This window comes from Streptomyces catenulae (genome assembly GCF_000718015.1).
Taxonomy (GTDB): Bacteria; Actinomycetota; Actinomycetes; order Streptomycetales; family Streptomycetaceae; genus Streptomyces; species Streptomyces catenulae.
Window position 1 is genome coordinate 1 of the sequence record NZ_JODY01000021.1, and the last position, 20,307, is coordinate 20,307.

The following is a 20,307-nucleotide window of genomic DNA, read 5'->3' on the forward strand; positions in this document are numbered from 1 at the left end:
GTATAAGAGACAGCCGCACACCCCCCTAGGGCGGCCCCCTCCCCCCAACTGCACATCCCCCGCCTACCGGGCCCCGGCCCCGCCTGGCCACTGCGTTACGAGGTCCGCCGCACGGTGGGCGACCGCACCGTCGTCCTGGTCGCCGTCATCTCGCTCCTGGTGTCGCTGGTGCCTGCGCTCCTCCTGGCGCGTCACGGTGCCGCTCCGCTGTCGCGTGTGTTGAGCGGATGGCCGCGCCAACTCCCCTTCCCGCCCGCCGCACTCGGCGCGGGATTGGTCGGATCGCTGGCGTTCGGGCAGGAGTTCCGCTTTCCCGCACTGGGGCATGAACGTGGCGCCGTTCCCCGCCGACTGGGACTACTGGTCGCGAAACTGGTGGTCAGTGGAGCCTGCGCGTTACTGCTCGGCGCGGTCGTTCTGTTGGCCGACGAGGCGGCCGTCCGGCTGGTGTTCGGGGTCGACGGACTGGCCGGGCTCCCCGACGTCCCGGTTTTCGTGGTCGGTTGGGCGGGGCTCCTGATCGGCTGTGCCTGGGCGGGCGTGCTGGCCGCCGGGCTGTTCCGTTCCACGGCAATGGGGTTGGCGGCGGTCCTCGCCGTCCCGGTGCTCGTCGTCCCGGCCCTGCGGTACGTACTGGCCGAACAGGCGGGCCGTTCGCTGGCAGGGCTCACCGCGAGGCTGCGGGCGTCGGGTCCCGTTCGGTGGCCGTCCGGAATCGATCACGGCGCCTCCGTTGTCGTGCGCTGGGTGACTCAACCCGTAGGTGGCGCACTGGCGTTGTCCGTCGCCGCGCTGGTCTGCGCTTATGGCCTGACGGCGCTCCGGAGCCGGGTGCGCTGACCGTCGCGTACGGGTGTGGCGTGTGCCCCTGGGGCGCTCGCTGTCCACAACTCGCCCTGGAGCGCGCATTTCTTTCCGATAAAGCGTCAATTATGAGGTACCGGGCGATCACCCTTTCGTGTGCTTTTCACCAAAGACCTCAAGGGTGTTCGGAACGCCGCCGACAAAGGATGCGTGAGTACCCTTGCGCACACCATGATGACCGCGGCTCGCCCCGCCGATGCCGGCCACGCAGGCCCGGGCGAGCTCGACCGCTACCCCTACGGCGCCGCCGTCAACAGCGCCCCGGACCGCGTCGCACCGGCGTGGGACGGAGCCGAGTCCGATATCGCCCGCGCCGGCCGCCGCACCGCCAGCAGCCGTGGCCGGGGCCTGCACGGCCAACTCGTCCAACAGCTCGGCCAGATGATCGTTTCCGGCGACCTCGGCGCCGACCGCCCACTCGTCCCCGAGGAGATCGGACAGCGATTCGAGGTCTCCCGCACCGTCGTCCGTGAGTCGCTGCGGGTGCTGGAGGCCAAGGGTCTCGTCAGCGCGCGACCCAACGTGGGCACCCGGGTGCGCCCCGTGAGCGACTGGAACCTCCTCGACCCCGACATCATCGAATGGCGCGCCTACGGGCCGCAGCGCGACGCCCAGCGCCGCGAGCTGTGCGAGCTGCGCTGGACCATCGAACCGCTCGCCGCCCGCCTCGCCGCCGGGCAGGGGCGCGAGGACGTCCAGCAGCGCCTCGCGGACATGGTCGACGTCATGGGGCACGCCGCGGCCCAGGGCGACACCATGAACTTCGCCCGCGCCGACACCGAGTTCCACGCCCTGCTGCTCCAGCTCGCCGGCAACCGCATGCTCGACCACCTCTCCGGCATCGTCTCCTCCGCCCTCCATGTCTCCGGCGGTACGTCGGGCGGCTGTGAGCGGCCTGCCGAAACGTCCGTCGGGCAGCACATGCGGATCGTCGACGCGATCACCGCCGGGGACGCCGGGGCCGCCGAGAGCGCCATGCGCCAGCTCCTCGCCGCCCACGGCGAGAGCGGCGGCCAGACCCCCGGGGCGCCCGCGGACCACGTCGTGCCCGCCCCTCGCGAGCACTGACGGCGCCACCTCCCGCGCACCCGCCACAGGCCCTGAGGCGGTCGGTCCGGCGGCGCGTACCCCGAAGGCCGGGGCGCCGCACGGCAGCGTGACCGCAGCCCGCCGGATCCGGGCGTCATCCGGATCCGGCGGCGGGCTTCGGCAGGGTTGCATGTCATATGACGGGGAATGTCTCGTTATGAGGTGTGACTCGGGCCACGCGGATTGGGCGTAACGCTCGTCGGGGAAGCGCGATGACTTAAGAGGTGATAGCCGAGGAGGGAATACGGACGGCGTCGACGACGCTGTTCAACTCCCCGGTTACCCCTGCGCCGCCGGCCATCCCCTCCGGCGGTCGTCGGCTCCGATCCACACAGGACGGGGTCGGAAGCCGTTTCCATCGTTCCGAGAGGTTGTTCGTGTCGGCCAGCACATCCCGTACGCTCCCGCCGGAGATCGCCGAGTCCGAGTCTGTGATGGCGCTCATCGAGCGGGGAAAGGCTGATGGGCAGATCGCCGGCGATGACGTGCGTCGGGCCTTCGAGGCTGACCAGATTCCGCCAACCCAGTGGAAGAACGTTCTGCGCAGCCTCAACCAGATCCTCGACGAGGAGGGTGTGACGCTGATGGTCAGTGCCGCAGAGGCGCCCAAGCGCACCCGCAAGAGCGTCGCAGCGAAGAGTCCGGCGAAGCGCACCGCCACCAAGACCGTCGCGGCCAAGACCGCCGCGGTGAAGAAGACCACGGCCGCCTCCCTGGGCGATGCGTCCGCCGAGGCGGAGTCCGCGCCCGTCAAGAAGGCGGCGGCCAAGAAGGCCACGGCCAAGAAGACGGTCGCGAAGAAGACCGCGGCCAAGAAGACCACCGCCAAGAAGACGGCGGCCAAGAAGGACGTCGACGAACTGCTCGACGACGAGGTGACCGAGGAGACCGCGGCGCCCGGCAAGGGCGATGCGCCCGAGGCCACCGAAGGCGCCGAGGCCGCCGGTTTCGTCCTGTCCGACGACGACGAGGACGACGCGCCCGCGCAGCAGGTCGCCGCGGCCGGCGCCACCGCCGACCCGGTCAAGGACTACCTCAAGCAGATCGGCAAGGTCCCGCTCCTCAACGCCGAGCAGGAGGTCGAGCTCGCCAAGCGCATCGAGGCCGGTCTGTTCGCCGAGGACAAGCTGGCCACCGAGGAGAAGATCGCCCCCAAGCTCAAGCGTGAGCTGGAGATCATCGCCCAGGACGGTCGCCGCGCCAAGAACCACCTGCTGGAGGCCAACCTCCGTCTGGTCGTCTCCCTGGCCAAGCGGTACACCGGCCGCGGCATGCTCTTCCTGGACCTCATCCAGGAGGGCAACCTCGGTCTGATCCGTGCGGTCGAGAAGTTCGACTACACCAAGGGCTACAAGTTCTCGACCTACGCGACGTGGTGGATCCGCCAGGCCATCACCCGCGCCATGGCCGACCAGGCCCGGACGATCCGTATCCCCGTCCACATGGTCGAGGTCATCAACAAGCTCGCGCGCGTTCAGCGCCAGATGCTCCAGGACCTGGGCCGCGAGCCCACCCCGGAGGAGCTGGCCAAGGAACTCGACATGACCCCCGAGAAGGTCATCGAGGTCCAGAAGTACGGCCGTGAGCCGATCTCGCTGCACACCCCGCTGGGCGAGGACGGCGACAGCGAGTTCGGTGACCTGATCGAGGACTCCGAGGCGGTCGTCCCGGCCGACGCGGTCAGCTTCACGCTCCTGCAGGAGCAGCTGCACTCGGTGCTGGACACCCTCTCCGAGCGCGAGGCCGGTGTCGTCTCGATGCGCTTCGGTCTCACCGACGGCCAGCCGAAGACGCTGGACGAGATCGGCAAGGTCTACGGCGTCACGCGTGAGCGGATCCGTCAGATCGAGTCCAAGACCATGTCGAAGCTGCGTCACCCGTCGCGCTCCCAGGTGCTGCGCGACTACCTCGACTAGCGGACACGGCAACACGGTTTCAGCGGGCCCGGCCCCCTTCGGGGGACCGGGCCCGCGGCCGTCCGGGTGCGCAACGCATCCGTTTGGGTCACGCTGGGTGGGCGATCACTGCCTCGGAGTCAGGAGTCCGTATGCGCCCGATCTTCCGCGCCGTACCCGGAGCCCTCGCCATGGCCCTCGCCGCACCGTCCGTGGCCGTGGCTGACGCATCGGTGGTCGGGGGACAGCCCGTACAGGTCGTGGAGAGTCCCTGGGTGGTGGCCCTCGCCTCCCAGAACCGCTTCGGCAGGCAACGGTCCGGTCAGTTCTGCGGCGGCGTCCTGGTCGGCCGCAGAACGGTGGTGACCGCCGCGCACTGCCTGAGCACCCAGGTGCTGGGGGTGCCCTGGCAGCAGGTCCGTGACCTGCGCGTGCTCGTCGGGCGCGAAGATCTCGCCGGTACCGGGGGACAGGCGCTGAAACCGGCCAAGGTATGGGTCAATCCGCGCTACGACAGCCGGACGAACGCCGGGGACATGGCGGTCATCACCCTGCCGATGCCCGTCACCAACCGGGCCATCCCGATCGCCCCCGAGGGCTCGGGGGCGTACGACGAGGGCACCTCGGCCGTGGTGTACGGCTGGGGCGACACCACGGGCCGGGGCGCCTACGCGACGCGACTGCGGTCGGCGGCGGTGAACATCCTGTCCGACGACACATGCGCCCGCGCGTACCCGGGCACGGCCGACGGCGCGTACCACGCCGCCACGATGCTCTGTGCGGGTGAACCGCAAGGGGGTCGGGACGCCTGTCAGGGGGACTCCGGCGGCCCGCTGGTCGTCGAGGGGCGCCTGGTGGGGCTGGTGTCGTGGGGTGCCGGCTGCGGGGAGCCGGGGAGCCCCGGGGTCTACACGCGGGCGTCCGCGCTGATCCCGGCCGTCGAGCTGCACGGCGCGGGCTGAGGGCGGCTGGGCGCGGCCAGGGGCCGGAAAACACGAGTGCGGGCGGTCTCCCCGGTGGTACCCGGGGAGACCGCCCGCCGCACGGCCTGGGCCGCTACTCGCTCGTCGTCGTGGATGCGATGTGTCAGCGTTCCTCTTCGGGCGCAGACGCCGGAGAGGCGGTCAGCCGCTCCGTCTCGTCCTGTATTTCCGCGGCGATCTTCTTGAGTTCTGGCTCGAACTTGCGACCGTGGTGGGCGCAGAAGAGCAGTTCTCCGCCGGACATCAGGACGACGCGCAGGTATGCCTGGGCGCCGCAGCGGTCGCAGCGGTCAGCGGCCGTCAGCGGGCTCGCGGGTGTCAGAACAGTAGTCACGTCGCCTCTTCTCTAGCTCGACGAGCTGTCGTACCAGGGTCAACATCCAACCAGGCCGAAAACGTTCCCGCTCGTGCCTTTTCCTCGAAAAAAATCTTCGAGAGGTTGGCCGGGTGCTGCCGGGTGGCGGCGAATGAGCCGTATTGCTTGGTGGTTCGATTCACGGTTGCTGGGTGTGTCCTCCCGGCTGGCTTGCCGGTCGTTGATGAGGACGTGCCCGGAGCCTAAATGGTTCATGCCTCGAAGGGAACGTGATGTTCGCGTCACGTCCGCCTCACCCCTTCGAGGGATCGAACTGGCGATCGAAATTCTACTACCATGAGCGTGCTGACGGGTGGCGTCACATCGGCTCTACCTGGCCTCGGTACGCTCTTGACCGGCGTTACCGCCACAACCGAGTCCGCGGAATGCGGACTGCCAGAAATTCAGCGAGGAGCGAACCGCGTGACCGCCGAGATGTCCGTGCCGTCCACCGCAGTGCTGACCGGGGCTGACCGGGACGGTTCCAACTACACCGCGCGGCACCTGCTCGTCCTGGAGGGACTCGAGGCCGTCCGCAAACGCCCCGGCATGTACATCGGCTCCACGGACAGTCGCGGCCTGATGCACTGCCTGTGGGAGATCATCGACAACTCCGTCGACGAGGCGCTCGGCGGCTACTGCGACCGCATCGAGGTGCTCCTCCACGCCGACGGCTCCGTCGAGGTCCGGGACAACGGCCGCGGCATCCCCGTAGACGTCGAGCCCAAGACCGGCCTCAGCGGCGTCGAGGTCGTCATGACCAAGCTGCACGCCGGCGGAAAGTTCGGCGGCGGCTCCTACGCCGCCTCCGGCGGTCTGCACGGCGTCGGCGCCTCCGTCGTCAACGCCCTCTCCGCCCGCCTCGACGTCGAGGTCGACCGGAACAGCAAGACGCACTCGATCAGCTTCCGCCGCGGCGTCCCAGGGACCTTCACCGCGTCCGGCCCGGACGCCTCCTTCGAGCCGGGCAACGGCCTGGTCAAGGGCAAGCGCGTAGCCAAGACGAAGACCGGCACCCGGGTCCGCTACTGGGCCGACCGCCAGATCTTCCTCAAGGACGCCCGGCTCTCCCTGGAGACGCTGTACGCCCGAGCCCGGCAGACCGCCTTCCTGGTCCCCGGCCTCACCCTCGTCGTCCGCGACGAACGCGGCATCGACGGTGCCGCCGCCACGGAAGAGACCTTCCATTACGACGGCGGCATCAGCGAATTCTGCGAGTACCTCGCCCAGGACAAGGCGGTCTGCGACGTCCTGCGGCTGAGCGGACAGGGCACCTTCAAGGAGACCGTCCCCGTCCTGGACGACCGCGGCCACATGACCCCCACCGAGGTCACCCGCGAGCTGGGCGTGGACATCGCCCTCCGCTGGGGCACCGGCTACGACTCGACGGTCAGGTCGTTCGTCAACATCATCGCGACCCCCAAGGGCGGCACCCACGTCTCCGGGTTCGAGCGGTCGGTCGCCAAGACCGTCAACGAGGTGCTGCGATCGAGCAAGCTCCTCCGGGTCGCCGAGGACGACGTCGTCAAGGACGACGCCATGGAGGGGCTCACCGCCGTCGTCACCGTGCGGCTCGCGGAGCCCCAGTTCGAGGGCCAGACCAAGGAGGTGCTCGGCACCTCCGCCGCCTCCCGTATCGTCGCCCAGGTGGTCGGCCGGGAACTCAAGGCGTTCCTGACGTCCACCAAGCGTGACGCGAAGCAGCAGGCCCGCGCCGTCCTGGAGAAGGTCGTCGCCGCCGCCCGTACCCGTATCGCCGCACGTCAGCACAAGGAGGCGCAGCGCCGGAAGACGGCTCTGGAGTCCTCCTCGCTGCCGGCCAAGCTCGCCGACTGCCGCAGCGACGACGCCGAGCGCAGCGAACTCTTCATCGTCGAGGGTGACTCGGCGCTCGGCACCGCCAAGCTCGCCCGGAACTCCGAGTTCCAGGCGCTGCTGCCGATCCGCGGCAAGATCCTCAACGTACAGAAGTCGTCCGTCTCGGACATGCTCAAGAACGCCGAGTGCGGCGCCATCATCCAGGTCATAGGAGCAGGCTCCGGCCGCACCTTCGACATCGACACCGCCCGGTACGGCAAGGTCATCTTCCTCGCCGACGCCGATGTCGACGGCGCGCACATCCGGTGCCTGCTGCTCACGCTCTTCCAGCGCTACATGCGGCCCATGGTCGAGCAAGGCCGGGTCTTCTCCGCCGTGCCGCCCCTGCACCGCATCGAGCTGATCAACCCCAAGAAGGGGCAGGAGAAGTACCTCTACACCTACTCCGACAACGAACTGCGCCAGACGCTGCTCGAACTGGAGCGGAAGAAGGTCCGCTACAAGGACAGCATCCAGCGCTACAAGGGCCTCGGTGAGATGGACGCCGACCAGCTCGCCGAGACCACCATGGATCCGCGCCACCGCACCCTGCGCCGGATCAACATCAGCGATCTCGAAGCGGCGGAGCGCGCCTTCGACCTCCTGATGGGCAACGAGGTCGCCCCGCGCAAGGAGTTCATCACCAACTCCGCCTCCACGCTGGACCGTTCGCGCATCGACACCTGAGCCCCACCGGGCGCACCGAGGGGGTGTTCCTCCACCCAGGGGTGGAGGAACACCCCCTCGTCTTTCCACCCGGCCCCCACCCGTCGGCCGATCCGCCGTCGGCGCCCGCTCCGTAGCGTCGAAGACGTCAACGTTCCCGTCGTCGCAGGAGGCCAGGGCCATGAGCGGCCTGCTCAACACCGTTGTGATCATCGCGGTGGTCGCGTACGTGTTCATCCGCCAGTTCAGCGCGCAGCCGCTGTCGTCACGCGGCAGCAACATCTGGTTGGTTCCGGCGATTCTGGGCGGAATGGCGCTGCGCGAACCGCACCTCCTGGACGCCGCCCACCCGACGGCGGCGGCCGTACTGCTGGCCGCCGGGACCCTGCTGGGGCTCGCGAGCGGCGCCGGATGGGCCTGGACCACCACGATGTGGACGGAAGCGGACGGCACCGTCTGGACGAAGGGCGGCCTGCGGACCGCGGTGGTCTGGCTCTGCGGCATGGCGGTACGCCTCGGGCTCGGCGGCGTGGGGCACCTCTGGGGCGTTCACCAGGGGACGGGCACCATGATGCTGTCGATCGCCGCGATGCTGCTGTCGCGCAGCGGCGTCACCCTCTGGAGGGCCCGGTCCGTACAGCCCGCGTACCGTGTCCCCGTGGGTGGCTGAGAAACACCGCCGCACAGGGAAGGACACCGAGTGCCGCAGAACGTCTGGACGCGCTGGCCCCTGCGGGAGGCGCTCGCCCACGAGGGGATGAACGAGACCCGGCGGTGGATCGGCAGAGCCGTCCGCACCCTCCTCCTGGGGCTGCTGCTGTGGGCCACACTCACCCGGTCACCATTCCACGGCTGGTGGCGCGTGGCCGGAGCCGCCGCGGTGCTCCTCACCGTGGTGGCCTTCCACAGCTTCTTCCGGATCACGCTGCAACAGCGACTGTGGCTTTCCATCGGACTGTTTCTGGCCATGGAAGGTGGCGCGTTCGCCTTCCACGCGGTCGGTGCGTCGCTCCCCGCGGTCGTGCTCTGGTGCGGCTGCGCCGTCGTCGCCCTGGAACGGCTGCCACTCGCCGCCGCCCTGCCCTGCGCGGCCGCCGCGCTCGGCGCTTTCGCCCTCGTGAACGACGACAACTGGCTGACGACGGCGACGACCGCGGCGGGACTCGCCCTCGCCGGTTACGTGGTGCGGCTCGACGCGGAGGCGCGCGGCACCGTGCAACGGCTGCTCGCCCAGGAACGCGCCGCCCGCAACGCCGAGGCGGAGAGCGCCGCGCTGGCGGAACGGGGCCGCATCGCCCGCGAGATCCACGACGTCCTCGCCCACAGCCTGAGCGCCCAACTCGTCCACCTGGAGGCGGCCCGGCTGCTCATCCAACGCAGCACCGACCTCGAAGCCGATCGCGCCCAGCTTCTCGAACGGGTGACGGCCTGCCGCGGCATGGCGCGCGAGGGGCTCGACGGCACCCGCGAGGCGCTGTCGGCGCTGCGCGGCGAGATGCGCCCCGTCGAGGAGTACCTGCGGGAACTGGCGGCTGCCGAAGGCGCCCGCTTGGAGATCACGGGGGAGCGGCGCGGGCTCATCCCGGAGGCTGCGCTGGCGGTACGCCGCGTGGCGCAGGAGTCACTGACCAACGTCCGCAAACACGCCCCCGGGGCCCGCACCGACGTCCACCTCACCTACACGGAGGAGACGATCGGGCTGGAGGTACGCAACACGCTGGGGCACACCGAGCCCGGAGCACTGGCGTCCAGCGGCTCCGGATACGGTCTGGTGGGCATGCGCGAGCGCGCCGAACTCCTCGGCGGCACGCTGGAGTCAGGACCTGAAGGGCAGAGTTTCGTGGTGCGGTTGCAGGTGCCGGCATGACGGACGGACCGGCGAAGCGGGTGGTCGTCGCCGACGACCAGACCGTGGTGCGCGAAGGCATCGTGATGCTGCTGGGCCTCCTGCCCGGTATCGAAGTCGTCGGCTCCGCACCGGACGGCGAGGAAGCCGTCCGCCTCGTCGCCGAACTTGCCCCGGATGTCGTCCTGATGGACCTGCGTATGCCGCGCTGCGACGGTGTCGAGGCCACCCGGCGCATCCGGGCCGACCACCCGGGCACCCAGGTGGTGGTCCTCACCACCTACGCCGATGACGACTCGCTCTTCCCCGCCCTCCAAGCCGGCGCCCGCGGCTATCTGACCAAGGACGCGGACGGCGACGAGATCGTCCGTGCCATCGACGGAGTCCTCTCCGGCGAAGCCGGGCTGTCCCCCAGAATCCAGCGGCGGTTGCTGGAACGCGTCGCCGCGCCCGCGCCGCCGTCACACAAGGGGCCTGCGGAACCGCCGGACGGACTGACCGCCCGCGAGGTCGAGGTGTTGCAACTCGTCGCCGAAGGGCTCTCCAACCCGGAGATCGCGCGCACGCTGCATGTCTCCACCGCGACGGTAAAGACACATATCAACAATCTCTTCGGCAAGGCGGGACTGCGTGACCGTGCGCAGGCGATCCACTACGCGTACCGGCATGGCTTGGCGCAGCCGCCTGGTGGTAATCCCACCTGATGGAGTGGACGGGGCGTAGGCAAGACCAGGTGTCGCGCCTGTCCACTCTTCCTTGACGCGACCGGCCAACGGGTCGGTGCAACAGGGAGTGTTCGGTGGACCAGCGGTACGGCCGCACCGTGTGAAGGCAGTTCCCTATGCCCGCTGCCTGGAGCGGGGCAACCGACCCTGGGCGGGGTGGTTCGGGTGAAGCGACAGTGCGTGGGGGAGACGCTCACCGCCTTGAACCTCTTGGGATATCGAGGAGTCGACAAGGCGACTATCCAACCCACGTGATCAACTGCCGAGCTCGCGAGTTGCTGGTCGCGACGTGGCGTACTGCACCGTTCAGCACAGCGCCGCCTTCCAAAAGGTGCGCCGCTGCTACCGCGGCTTCGTCTTCCCCCGTCACCCTGCTCTTCCTCCGCTGGTACCTCGCCTACGTCATTACCGCGACTGTCGCCTCCGATCTGTGGCTTCCCCTGTTGTCGGCTCGCTCGCTCAACATTGCTCTGCTGGCGGCCCTGGGGCAGTACTCGGGGCCTTCCTCACTGGGGGTATGCCCGTCATGCACGTCTGTGGTTGGGAGTCCTAGACGGGTGGCCGCTTCTTCTCCCCTCTGGAGAAAATGGGGGTCGCTGTCGAGTTCGCCACGGTCCTTGCCGTGGCGACTGGTGTCTCTCTTGTCCATCCGCCGCGGTCACACACGACCCCGATGCCTCGCTGCGACGCAGCCGTGGCCACATCACGGCACGGAGTCGACAATGCGACGCGGTCGTTGCTCGAGTGGCGCTGTCGGCGTAAGAGCCATCGCCCTCTCGCTCCTCGCGCAGGAAATGAACGTCGCCTTCTCATTGGCCCGGCCTTCACCGTCGCCGCCTCGGCCAACCTGCCGATGCTGCTCTACACGCTCTTCTGCCGACAGTTCACGACCCGTGGAGCCGGTGCGGTCCGCTACGGAGGCCTGAATCCTGGCTGTGACCCTGACGGTCCTCTCCCCGGCGGTCTCCGGTAGCCCCGGCGCGCGCCTCCCCGGCGTTGGCCCAGGTGCTCATACCCATGCATAGCGATGCTCGGGGCGCCCCGTCTCGCCGTAGCGGAGAGTGAGGCGAACACGTCCCGCCCGCTCCAGGAGCTTCAGATAACGTTGTGCCGTTTGGCGGCTGAGCCCGGCCCGTATAGCAACATCCTGAGCGGACAAAGGTCCCTCGGCGGTACGGAGGACGGAGCGCACGCAGTCGGCTGTGGCGGCGGAGTGGCCCTTGGGAAGCTCTGCCGCAGTGTTGCCTGCTGAGCCCAGCGCTCCGAAGATCCGGTCCAACTCCGACTGTTCGGCTTGTCCGCCATCCTCGAAAGTGCGGCGCAAGGCGGCGTACCCCTCCAACTTGGAGCGCAGACCGGCAAACGTGAACGGTTTGACGAGGTACTGCAGAGCGCCGTGGCGCATCGCTGCTTGAACCGTCGCGATGTCACGTGCCGCGGTCACCATGATGACGTCTGTCGGTATGCCGCGACTCCGCAGGCTGCTCACCAGTTGTAGCCCCGTGCCATCGGGAAGGTAGTGGTCCAGGAGGATCAGGTCGACGGTGTGGGTGCGCAGCGCCTCGTGCGCCTGGGCTGCCGTGTGGGCGAGGCAACTGGCCTGGAATCCTGGCACTTTGTCGACGTAGGCAGCATTGATTTTCGCTACGTGAATGTCATCGTCCACCACTACGACATTGATCACTGATTGACTCCTGTCGCCTCGCCGGGGAACACATTCGCGGCGGTGTCGTCGCGCGCTGGGGCACCGGTTGGCGCTACTTCCCTTAGCACAGCTGAGCGTTCTTCGGGCAACTCATCGGACAACGCATCAGGGAGCGTGACGGTGAATACAGCACCACCTCCGGGGCGTTCGTCGACCACTGCGGTGCCGCCGCAGCGTTCGGTCAGCCTCCGCACCAGCGCCAAGCCGATGCCACGCCGCCCGTGGGGCGGTGGTTCCTTTGTTGTCCACCCGTCGGTGAAGACCGAGGTGCGGTGACTCGTGAGGACCCCGGGGCCGTTGTCGCTGACGCGGATGATCGCTGTCCGGCCGTCCGTGTGGAGTTGCACCTCCAATTGCGCGTCGGGAACCGAGGCTGTGGCGTCCAGGGCGTTGTCCACCAGGTTGCCGAGAATGGTGAGCAGGCTATGGGGATCGATGAGGCGGTCAGGGAGGTGAGTGCCGGAAGAAATGGTGAGTGAAGCACCGCGTTCGGTGGCCTTAGTCGCTTTACCGACAAGAAGAGATGCCACGAGCGGATCGTGAATGCGCTCCGTGACTTGCTCAGCCGTTGCTCGATGGGCACCGACTGTATGGGTGATGAAGGAGCTGGCCTCCTCGTGAAGTCCTAGCTCCAGTAGGCCGAGGAGCGTGTGGAGCTGGTTGGCATGCTCGTGGTCCTGGGCGCGCAGTGCGTCGATGAGTCCGCGGGTGCCGTCCAGTTCCCGCCCCAACCGCTCCAGTTCTGTGCGGTCCCGCAGCGTGACCACCGCCCCGCCGTCGTGGGTGGGCATCCGGTTGACCACGAGGACGCGCTGACCGCTGACGGTCAGGAGATCCGCTCCTGACACGCGGCCGGCCAGTACGTCCGCTGTGCGGCCAGGAGGAAGAGCAGCGTCCACCACCTTCCCGGTTGCCTCGGACGGCAGGTCCAGCAGGCGTTGCGCCTCGTCGTTCAGCAAACGGATCCGCCCGCTTTCGTCGAGGGCGAGGACGCCTTCCCGGATGCCGTGCAGCATTGCTTCCCGCTCGCTGAGCAGGGCGGAAATGTCAGAGAACGCGAGGTCATGCGTACGACGTTGCAAGCGGCGGGCTACCAGATAGGCGGCGAGGGCTCCTACGGCCAGAGCGCCGCCCGCGTAAGCGAGCAGTTGCGGGACGGTGGAGAGAAGTCGCTCGTGCACGCTCTCGTAAGCGATGCCCACGGAGACGGCGCCGATGATCTCCTTGTCGTCATTACGCAGCGGCACCTTGCCGCGGGCCGATCGACCGAGGGTGCCGTCATCGATCTCCATGACCTCGTGACCGGCGAGGGCCAGGCTGGGGTCGGTGGAGACGCGCCGTCCGATCTCGTTCGGGTCGGTGTGGGACCAGCGCACGCCGTGGCTGTTCATGACCACTACGTATTCGGCGCCGGTGGCATTGCGGATTCGCTCGGCTGCTCGCTGGACGGGGCCGTGACGGGTGGGGCGTGAGTTCTCCAGCGCGTTGTCCAGCCGGGGCTCGGCAGCGGTGGTCTGGGCGATGGACAGGGCACGGTGCATCGCCTGGTTGTCGAGTTCCACGCTGAGCGGGGCGAGGAAGAGGCCGGTGGCGAGTGCTGTCACACCGGTGGCGATGGCCAACTGCACCAGCAGGACTTGAGCGAAGACGCGACGCGGCCAGTGGAGACGGGGTCGTTGCCACCAGTGGCGGGTGGCTGAGACGTCAGTGGTGGTGATTCGTCTTGTCCGGTGTGGCGTCGGCTTGCGGTGCGTATCGGCCCCGGGCAGGGGTGTGCCGTGGCCGTCTTCGGTGCTTGGTGCTCTGGGCAGAGTGGTGGGCCCCGAGGGCTTTTCAGCACTCGGAGTCGGAAACCTTGGTCTTTCCGGATCACCCATGTGGACGAACATTAAGGGCGGTCGCTGCCACCTCGGTAATCCCTTGTAGCGCGAAGCGGACCTTCGTAGAGCTTGTGCTCGCGCGATAGCGGAGGGGACTACGGGGTGGTCAGGAGCTGCGACTGCAGAGTTATCCACAGGGCTTTCGGTCGTGGATTGTGCGGTCCTAACCTCGCGAAGAGAGGCAGGCGGCGGTGCCGGAACCGCTGGGCCTGGACGGAGAAGGCCGTGAGTGCCTGAAGTCTTGCGCGTGACCGCGTGACGCAGCGAGCGGGGGGAGACAAGGGATGAATGCAGTAACGCGAGGCCGTACTGGGCAGGGGACACCGCCCAAGCCGTGCGGTGGGCGAGGGGCGTGTCTGGCGTGGCCCATCCTCGGAATCGGCATCGCCGTCGCGGTGGCTTTGACCTTTCGGGCGGGGCCTTCCGCAAAGGGGGGCCAGCAGGAGGCAGTTCCGGATCGGGAAGTGAGGGGAACTCCTCGTCGGCAGGACCGGGGTCCTGCCGCAAGTACGTCAGGACGTCGCGACGAGGCGACCGCTCTCCAGGCTCATGGGCGAGTCGTAGCTGAGCCGAGTAATGGCCGTAACGGCCATACGCGCAGGTGGGCCGAGCAACGAGCCACAGCTCGCGGGCGCAGGAGCACCATCGGTCCGCTGTTCGACCAGCACCTGCCACATACGGCCGTCGGAATGGGCGACAGTAACGGACCACGCAGGGAGGGGCTCCGCGGCAGCGGCTCGGGGGGCGGCCGGATGGTCGGCCCGCACCGTTTCGGACCGCACCGCGTCGGCCCGTACGACGTCGAGTGCGTCCGTGCGGTGCTCACCGAGCATGTCCCGGACGGCGAGATCGGCGGCTTGGGCGGGGCGGTCCCAGGTGGAGCGTCCCCGGCAGTGGTCGAGCAGGATCTGGCCGTTGTCGGCCGCCTCGACGGCGTGCCTGACCAGGTCGGCCGAGGCACGACCGTAGGCGTACCCGTAGGGCAGTACGACAAGGGTCGGCGCGAAGCGGTGGCCACCGATGTGGGTGACCTCCCAAGCCTCGGTGCCGCTCTTGGCGAGGTCGGCGGCGAGGGGGCGCCCGAGGACGGCGCAGCACCGGTCCCGTTTGCCGTTCGTGCAGACCAGGGCGAGAGGGGAGCCGGTGTAGGCATCCCAGAGCCCATCGTGATGACCGGCGCCCGCGGCGGTGAAGTCCAGTCGAAGCAGGCTCTTCGGGTCGGCGAGCGTGGTGGTGCGGATCCAGGAGCGTCCGGGTGCGGTATGGGCGAGGAACACTCGGCGCCGGAGCATGGTGCCTCTTCTGCTGTACGGGCCGGGGCGGCGGATCAGCGCAACGCGGACGTCGGTCCCGTCGGTAGCGGCCTTCAAGGCTCTTCCGAGGTCCGGGTCGAGGTGGCTGTTCGTCAGCGCCTCGGCTCCCCAGGGGCCCGGCTGCTCGATGAGCAGCCAGGTTCGGGCGGCGGCCGCGGTTCCGGCGAGGGGCTCGGCGCCTTCGCGGGAAGCAAGAGTGCAGGTGCTCACGAAGGTAAGCCTAACCTGTCTGAGGTAGAGGGTGATCCGGACAACGTGCTGGCGGGAGAACGGGAAGCAGATGCGGGAGGAGCGGACGAAGATGGTGGGCCGCTCGACGGGCAGGTGAGCGACGGCCGTCCCCACCGGACGAAGAGCGATGCTCGGAGGCATCACAGGAAGTCGGCCGCCACGATGGGGCCACGCGGCGCAGCGCGGCCTGCCGGCGGACCGGGGCGGAAGGGCAGCGGGCGGTCTCGCCGGACGGGGCGGCGATAGGACTGGGAGGGCGCCGGTTGGTCTCTGGGCGGCACAGTGCCCAGAGCGATCTGGGAGCCCGGCGGCAGGCCCAGAGACTCAGCGGCAGTTCTACGGGCAGGGGAGTGCCGTCTACTTCCGCCAGCGGTGACCGGGGCGGTACTTCCCAGGACGGGAACACCCAGCTTCAGGCTGCGGGCAACCGCGGCCATGGGAGCTGTGGTCTGGCTTGACCTGCGGGTTTGGTTTCCGCTGAGAGCTGGGAGCATCGGCCCGCTTGCCTTGTCGCTGGCCGTGGAGAGAAAACACGGGCCGCAGAGGGTTCAGCTGATGACGGCGGATGCGGTGTCTTCGCGTCGTCGGTCGAGATGCGTCGCCTGGGTGCAGTGCTGGGGTCCGTTACGATCGGCAGCCTGATTTCCGCCGGTCCGCTCGGTCCGCCACCGTGTCGCGGTCCGGCCTCCGAACCATGGAGGCGCCCCCTTGGCCACGCAGCAGATTCCGGTTGTCGTCCTCGCCGGTTTTCTGGGATCGGGCAAGACCACGTTGCTCAACCATCTCCTGGCGGCAGGGGACGGCACGCGCATCGGCGCGATCGTCAACGATTTCGGGAGCATCGAGATCGATGCGATGACGGTCGCCGGCCAGGTGGACTCGATGGTTTCGCTCGGCAACGGATGCCTCTGCTGCGCGGTCGATACCAGTGAGCTGGATGAGTACCTGGAGCGTCTCGCACGGCCCGCAGCCCGTATCGACGTCATCGTCATCGAGGCCAGCGGCCTGGCCGAGCCCCAGGAACTCATTCGCATGATCCTCGCCAGCGAGAACACCCGGATCGTCTACGGCGGCCTGGTCGAGGTCGTCGATGCCGCCGAGTTCGATGCAACACGCAGCCGCCATCCCGAACTCGACCGGCATGTAGGCATCGCCGACCTCGTCGTCCTCAACAAGGCTGACCGCATCGGTGACGAGCAGCGCCGACGGCTCACCACCACCTTGGGCGAGCTGGCACCGGGGCGGCCCGTGATCTGTGCGGCGTACGGACGTATTTCCCCGGAGATGTTCTTCGACCGTGGTCCGGGAGATGACTGTGACCCCGCGGTGAAGCAGCTGTCGTTCGAAGACCTGTTGCGCGAAACGGCCGACTACCGCGCTGCGCAGCAACGTGGCGGGGAAGCAGTGACGCGTAGTGGTTCGCAGAGTGACTACCAGCCGGGCGCAGCGTCCCGTGACAGCCACCTTCCTGAACCTCCGCATGACTTGGTGGCGGCGGGAGACAGCAGCGCGCGTGCGTATGACGAGTTGTCCGAGGGCCAGCGACAGTCGCAGTCCCATGAGGTGCATGGCCACGTCGACGGTGAACCTTGCTCGGGTGACTGCCACGGGCAGCATCTGCACAGTGGCTACCAGAGTGTGGAGTTCACCTCGTCCGTCGCCATGCACCCGCGTCGGCTGATGGACTTCCTCGACAGTCGCCCGGCAGGTCTGTACCGCATCAAGGGGTTCGTGCACTTCGATGTCCCGGGGAGCAGGCAGAAGTTCGGGGTGCACGCGGTGGGGGACTTTCTCCGCTTCTACCCGACGTCCTGGGAGCGTGGTGAGGAACGCTGCACACAGCTTGTTCTCATCGGCAGCGGTATCGACGCGGAGTCACTGCAGGGTGAGTTGAGTGCGTGCAGGATGACGGAAGCAGTGACTGTCACCGCACCGCCGCCTCACACCACACCACCCGCCTCCACACCACCCGCGTCCGCGACCTCCGCCCACGACGACCTCCTGGAACGCGCCATGTGGGGCGTCCTGCGTTACGTAGCCGATCGCGATGACCAGGACGGCCAAGAGGCGTAACGACCGCCACGAAGAAGAACCAACAACCCCCAAGCGCAACAGCAGCAGCGACGACTCGCCCGCCCCGCCCCTCGCCTCCGCACAGCCACCTCACCCGTACAGCACAAGGGGCGCCCCCACCCGCACGGAGTGGGAGCGCCCCTTCAACGTGACTGTCGCCTCAGCGGCTCAGCAACGCCGCCGACCCTATGCAGCAGCCAGCAGCCAGCAGCCAGCAGCCAGCAGCCAGCAGCCAGCAGCCAGCAGCCAGCAGCCAGCAGCCAGCAGCCGAGCCACCGGCTGTGCCGGGCGCCCCTACGCGGGGCCCGCCAATGCCGTCACCTTCTTCGCCAGTGGTACGCCGGAGCCGTCGCGGCGGGGGTCCGGTTCCGGGAGGGGGACCGGGGCGCCCTTGGCGTCGGCGGCGCGGGCGGGGGCCGCGCCGACCCAGGCGAGAGTGAGACAGTCCTCGCCCTTCAGGAAGCGCTGGCAGCGGACGCCGCCGGTGGCGCGGCCCTTGCGCGGGTACTGGTCGAACGGTGTGAGCTTGGCCGTCGTCAGCGAGTCGTCGAGCATGCCGTGGGATCCGGCGACGGTGAAGACCACCGCGTCGGCCGCCGGGTCGACGGCGGCGAAGGAGAGCACCTTGGCCCCCGCGCCGAGCTTGACGCCCGCCATACCGCCCGCCGGGCGGCCCTGCGGGCGGACCTGCGAGGCCGGGTACCGCAGCAGTTGCGCCTCGTCGGTGATGAAGACCAGGTCCTCCTCACCGGTGCGCAGTTCGACGGCGCCGACGATGCGGTCACCCTCCTTGAGGGAGATGACCTCCAACTCGTCCTTGTGCGCCGGGTAGTCGGGCACCACACGTTTGACGATGCCCTGTTCCGTACCGAGCGCGAGGCCCGGTGAGGACTCGTCGAGCGTGGTCAGGCAGATCAGCGTCTCGCCGTCCTGCAGCGTCAGGAACTCCGACAGCTGCGCGCCACCGGCGAGGCTGGGGGCGGCCGCCGTCTCCGGCAGTTGCGGCAGATCGATCACCGGCAGCCGCAGCAGCCGTCCCGTCGAGGTCACCGCGCCGACCTCACCGCGCGCGGTCGCGGGCACGGCGGAGACGATGACGTCGTGCTTGACGCGCTTGGCGTCGGCGTCGAACGGGGTGTCCCCGCCGACCGTCCGGGCCAGCAGCCCCGTCGACGACAGCAGCACCCGGCACGGGTCGTCGGAGACCTCCAGCGGCACCGCGGCCACCGACGTACCGGCGGACTCCAGCAGCACCGTGCGGCGCTCGGTGCCGTACTTCTTGGCGACGGCGGCGAGTTCGCCGGAGACCAGCTTGCGCAGCTCGGCGTCCGAATCCAGGATGCGGGTCAGCTGCTCGATCTCGTTGCGCAGCGTGTCGCGCTCCGACTCCAGCTCGATGCGGTCGAACTTGGTGAGCCGACGCAGCGGCGTGTCCAGGATGTACTGCGTCTGGATGTCGCTCAGCGAGAAGCGTTCGATCAGCCGCTCCTTGGCCTGGGCGCTGTTCTCGCTGGAGCGGATCAGACGGATGACCTCGTCGATGTCGACAAGGGCGGTGAGCAGGCCCTCCACCAGGTGGAGCCGGTCGCGGCGCTTGCCGCGGCGGAACTCGCTGCGCCGCCGTACGACCTCGAAGCGGTGGTCGACGTAGACCTCCAGCAGCTCCTTGAGGCCCAGGGTGAGCGGCTGGCCGTCGACGAGGGCGACGTTGTTGATGCCGAAGGACTCCTCCATCGGCGTCAGCTTGTAGAGCTGCTCCAGGACGGCTTCCGGGTTGAAGCCGTTCTTGATCTCGATGACCAGACGCAGACCGTGTTCGCGGTCGGTGAGGTCCTTGACGTCGGCGATGCCCTGGAGCTTCTTCGAGCCGACCAGGTCCTTGATCTTCGAGATGACCTTCTCGGGGCCGACGCTGAAGGGCAGTTCGGTGACGACCAGGCCCTTGCGGCGCGCGGTGACGTTCTCGACCGCGACCGTGGCGCGGATCTTGAAGGTGCCGCGGCCCTTCTCGTACGCGTCACGCACCCCGCCCAGCCCCACGATCCGGCCACCGGTGGGCAGATCGGGACCCGGTACGAACCGCATCAGCGTCTCGAGGTCGGCGTTGGGGTGCTTGATGAGGTGGCGCGCGGCGGCGATGACCTCGCCGAGGTTGTGCGGCGGCATGTTCGTCGCCATCCCGACGGCGATCCCGGACGCGCCGTTGACCAGGAGGTTCGGGTACGCGGCCGGGAGGGTGACCGGCTCCTGCTCCTGGCCGTCGTAGTTCGGCGCGAAGTCGACGGTGTCCTCGTCGATCGACTCCGTCATCAGGGACGACGGGGACGCCATCCGGCACTCGGTGTACCGCATCGCGGCGGGCGGGTCGTCGTTGCCGAGCGAGCCGAAGTTGCCGTGGCCGTCCACCAGGGGCAGCCGCATCGAGAAGGGCTGCGCCATGCGCACCAGGGCGTCGTAGATGGAGGCGTCGCCGTGGGGGTGGAGCTTACCCATGACCTCGCCGACGACGCGGGCGCACTTGACGTAGCCGCGGTCGGGGCGCAGCCCCATCTCGTTCATCTGGTAGAGGATGCGGCGCTGTACGGGCTTCATGCCGTCCCGGGCGTCCGGCAGGGCGCGGGAGTAGATGACCGAATACGCGTACTCGAGGAAGGAACCCTGCATCTCGTCGACGACGTCGATGTCGAGGATCCTCTCCTCGAAGTCGTCCGGCGGCGGGGTCTTCGTGCTGCGGCGGGCCATCGCGGCTGCGGCTCCTTCTGCTGCGTCTACTACCGATGTGTGGGTCGACCAGCCGTTGGTGAACAGCTGCCGGTCCGACCGGT

The 20,307-nt window shown here is 68.7% G+C and carries 14 protein-coding genes; 9 read left to right on the forward strand and 5 right to left on the reverse strand.

The window, feature by feature from the left end:
• Positions 1-114 precede the first annotated feature (114 nt).
• From IF23_RS0119020 to IF23_RS0119035, 4 genes are all read left to right on the forward strand, one after another.
• Entirely contained in the window at positions 115-840 is a 726-nt protein-coding gene (locus IF23_RS0119020; protein WP_078654085.1) for a hypothetical protein, read from the forward strand.
• A gap of 120 nt (positions 841-960) precedes the next feature.
• On the forward strand, positions 961-1,932 hold the full coding sequence (locus IF23_RS0119025) for a FadR/GntR family transcriptional regulator (protein WP_078654086.1): 972 nt from the start codon (positions 961-963) through the stop codon (positions 1,930-1,932).
• Positions 1,933-2,324: 392 nt separating this feature from the next.
• Entirely contained in the window at positions 2,325-3,869 is a 1,545-nt protein-coding gene (locus IF23_RS0119030) for an RNA polymerase sigma factor (RefSeq protein WP_281179985.1), read from the forward strand.
• A 131-nt stretch (positions 3,870-4,000) separates the two neighbouring features.
• A complete protein-coding gene (locus IF23_RS0119035) occupies positions 4,001-4,810 on the forward strand; it encodes a serine protease (RefSeq protein ID WP_030285222.1) in 810 nt (269 codons plus the stop codon).
• Between the two features lie 124 nt (positions 4,811-4,934).
• Here the strand turns inward: IF23_RS0119035 and IF23_RS0119040 are convergent, their stop codons facing one another.
• Entirely contained in the window at positions 4,935-5,165 is a 231-nt protein-coding gene (locus tag IF23_RS0119040) for a DUF7455 domain-containing protein (RefSeq protein ID WP_030285223.1), read from the reverse strand.
• A 444-nt stretch (positions 5,166-5,609) separates the two neighbouring features.
• Here IF23_RS0119040 and IF23_RS0119045 point away from each other — a divergent pair, with 444 nt between their 5' ends.
• The 4 genes from IF23_RS0119045 (at position 5,610) to IF23_RS0119060 (ending at position 10,259) form a co-directional block, all read left to right on the forward strand.
• Positions 5,610-7,730, forward strand: a complete 2,121-nt coding sequence (locus IF23_RS0119045) for a DNA gyrase/topoisomerase IV subunit B (RefSeq protein WP_030285224.1) — start codon at positions 5,610-5,612, stop codon at positions 7,728-7,730.
• A gap of 160 nt (positions 7,731-7,890) precedes the next feature.
• Positions 7,891-8,379 carry a hypothetical protein gene (locus tag IF23_RS0119050; RefSeq protein WP_030285225.1) on the forward strand — a complete coding sequence of 163 codons (489 nt, stop codon included), beginning with the start codon at positions 7,891-7,893 and terminating at the stop codon, positions 8,377-8,379.
• Between the two features lie 30 nt (positions 8,380-8,409).
• Positions 8,410-9,576 carry a sensor histidine kinase gene (locus tag IF23_RS0119055; protein ID WP_030285227.1) on the forward strand — a complete coding sequence of 389 codons (1,167 nt, stop codon included), beginning with the start codon at positions 8,410-8,412 and terminating at the stop codon, positions 9,574-9,576.
• The gene (locus IF23_RS0119060; RefSeq protein WP_030285229.1) at positions 9,573-10,259 is read left to right on the forward strand and encodes a response regulator transcription factor; all 687 of its coding nucleotides are present in this window, start codon (positions 9,573-9,575) and stop codon (positions 10,257-10,259) included. The genes IF23_RS0119055 and IF23_RS0119060 overlap by 4 nt, the downstream gene beginning before the upstream one ends.
• A 1,030-nt stretch (positions 10,260-11,289) precedes the next feature.
• On the opposite strand, the gene IF23_RS0119065 is transcribed toward IF23_RS0119060, so the two are convergent.
• From IF23_RS0119065 to IF23_RS0119075, 3 genes are all read right to left on the reverse strand, one after another.
• Positions 11,290-11,964 (reverse strand): DUF7342 family protein, encoded by a 675-nt coding sequence (locus IF23_RS0119065; RefSeq protein WP_030285231.1) that lies wholly within the window; start codon positions 11,962-11,964, stop codon positions 11,290-11,292.
• Complete coding sequence (locus IF23_RS0119070) at positions 11,961-13,862, reverse strand: ATP-binding protein (protein ID WP_425423854.1); 1,902 nt, start codon at positions 13,860-13,862, stop codon at positions 11,961-11,963. The genes IF23_RS0119065 and IF23_RS0119070 overlap by 4 nt, the downstream gene beginning before the upstream one ends.
• A 515-nt stretch (positions 13,863-14,377) precedes the next feature.
• Positions 14,378-15,388, reverse strand: a complete 1,011-nt coding sequence (locus tag IF23_RS0119075; RefSeq protein ID WP_037678738.1) for a ferredoxin family protein — start codon at positions 15,386-15,388, stop codon at positions 14,378-14,380.
• A 729-nt stretch (positions 15,389-16,117) separates the two neighbouring features.
• Between IF23_RS0119075 and IF23_RS35040 the strand changes: the two genes are divergently transcribed.
• On the forward strand, positions 16,118-17,482 hold the full coding sequence (locus IF23_RS35040) for a CobW family GTP-binding protein (RefSeq protein WP_030285237.1): 1,365 nt from the start codon (positions 16,118-16,120) through the stop codon (positions 17,480-17,482).
• 294 nt (positions 17,483-17,776) lie between these two features.
• On the opposite strand, the gene IF23_RS0119085 is transcribed toward IF23_RS35040, so the two are convergent.
• Complete coding sequence (locus IF23_RS0119085) at positions 17,777-20,224, reverse strand: DNA gyrase/topoisomerase IV subunit A (RefSeq protein WP_030285239.1); 2,448 nt, start codon at positions 20,222-20,224, stop codon at positions 17,777-17,779.
• Positions 20,225-20,307 lie beyond the last annotated feature (83 nt).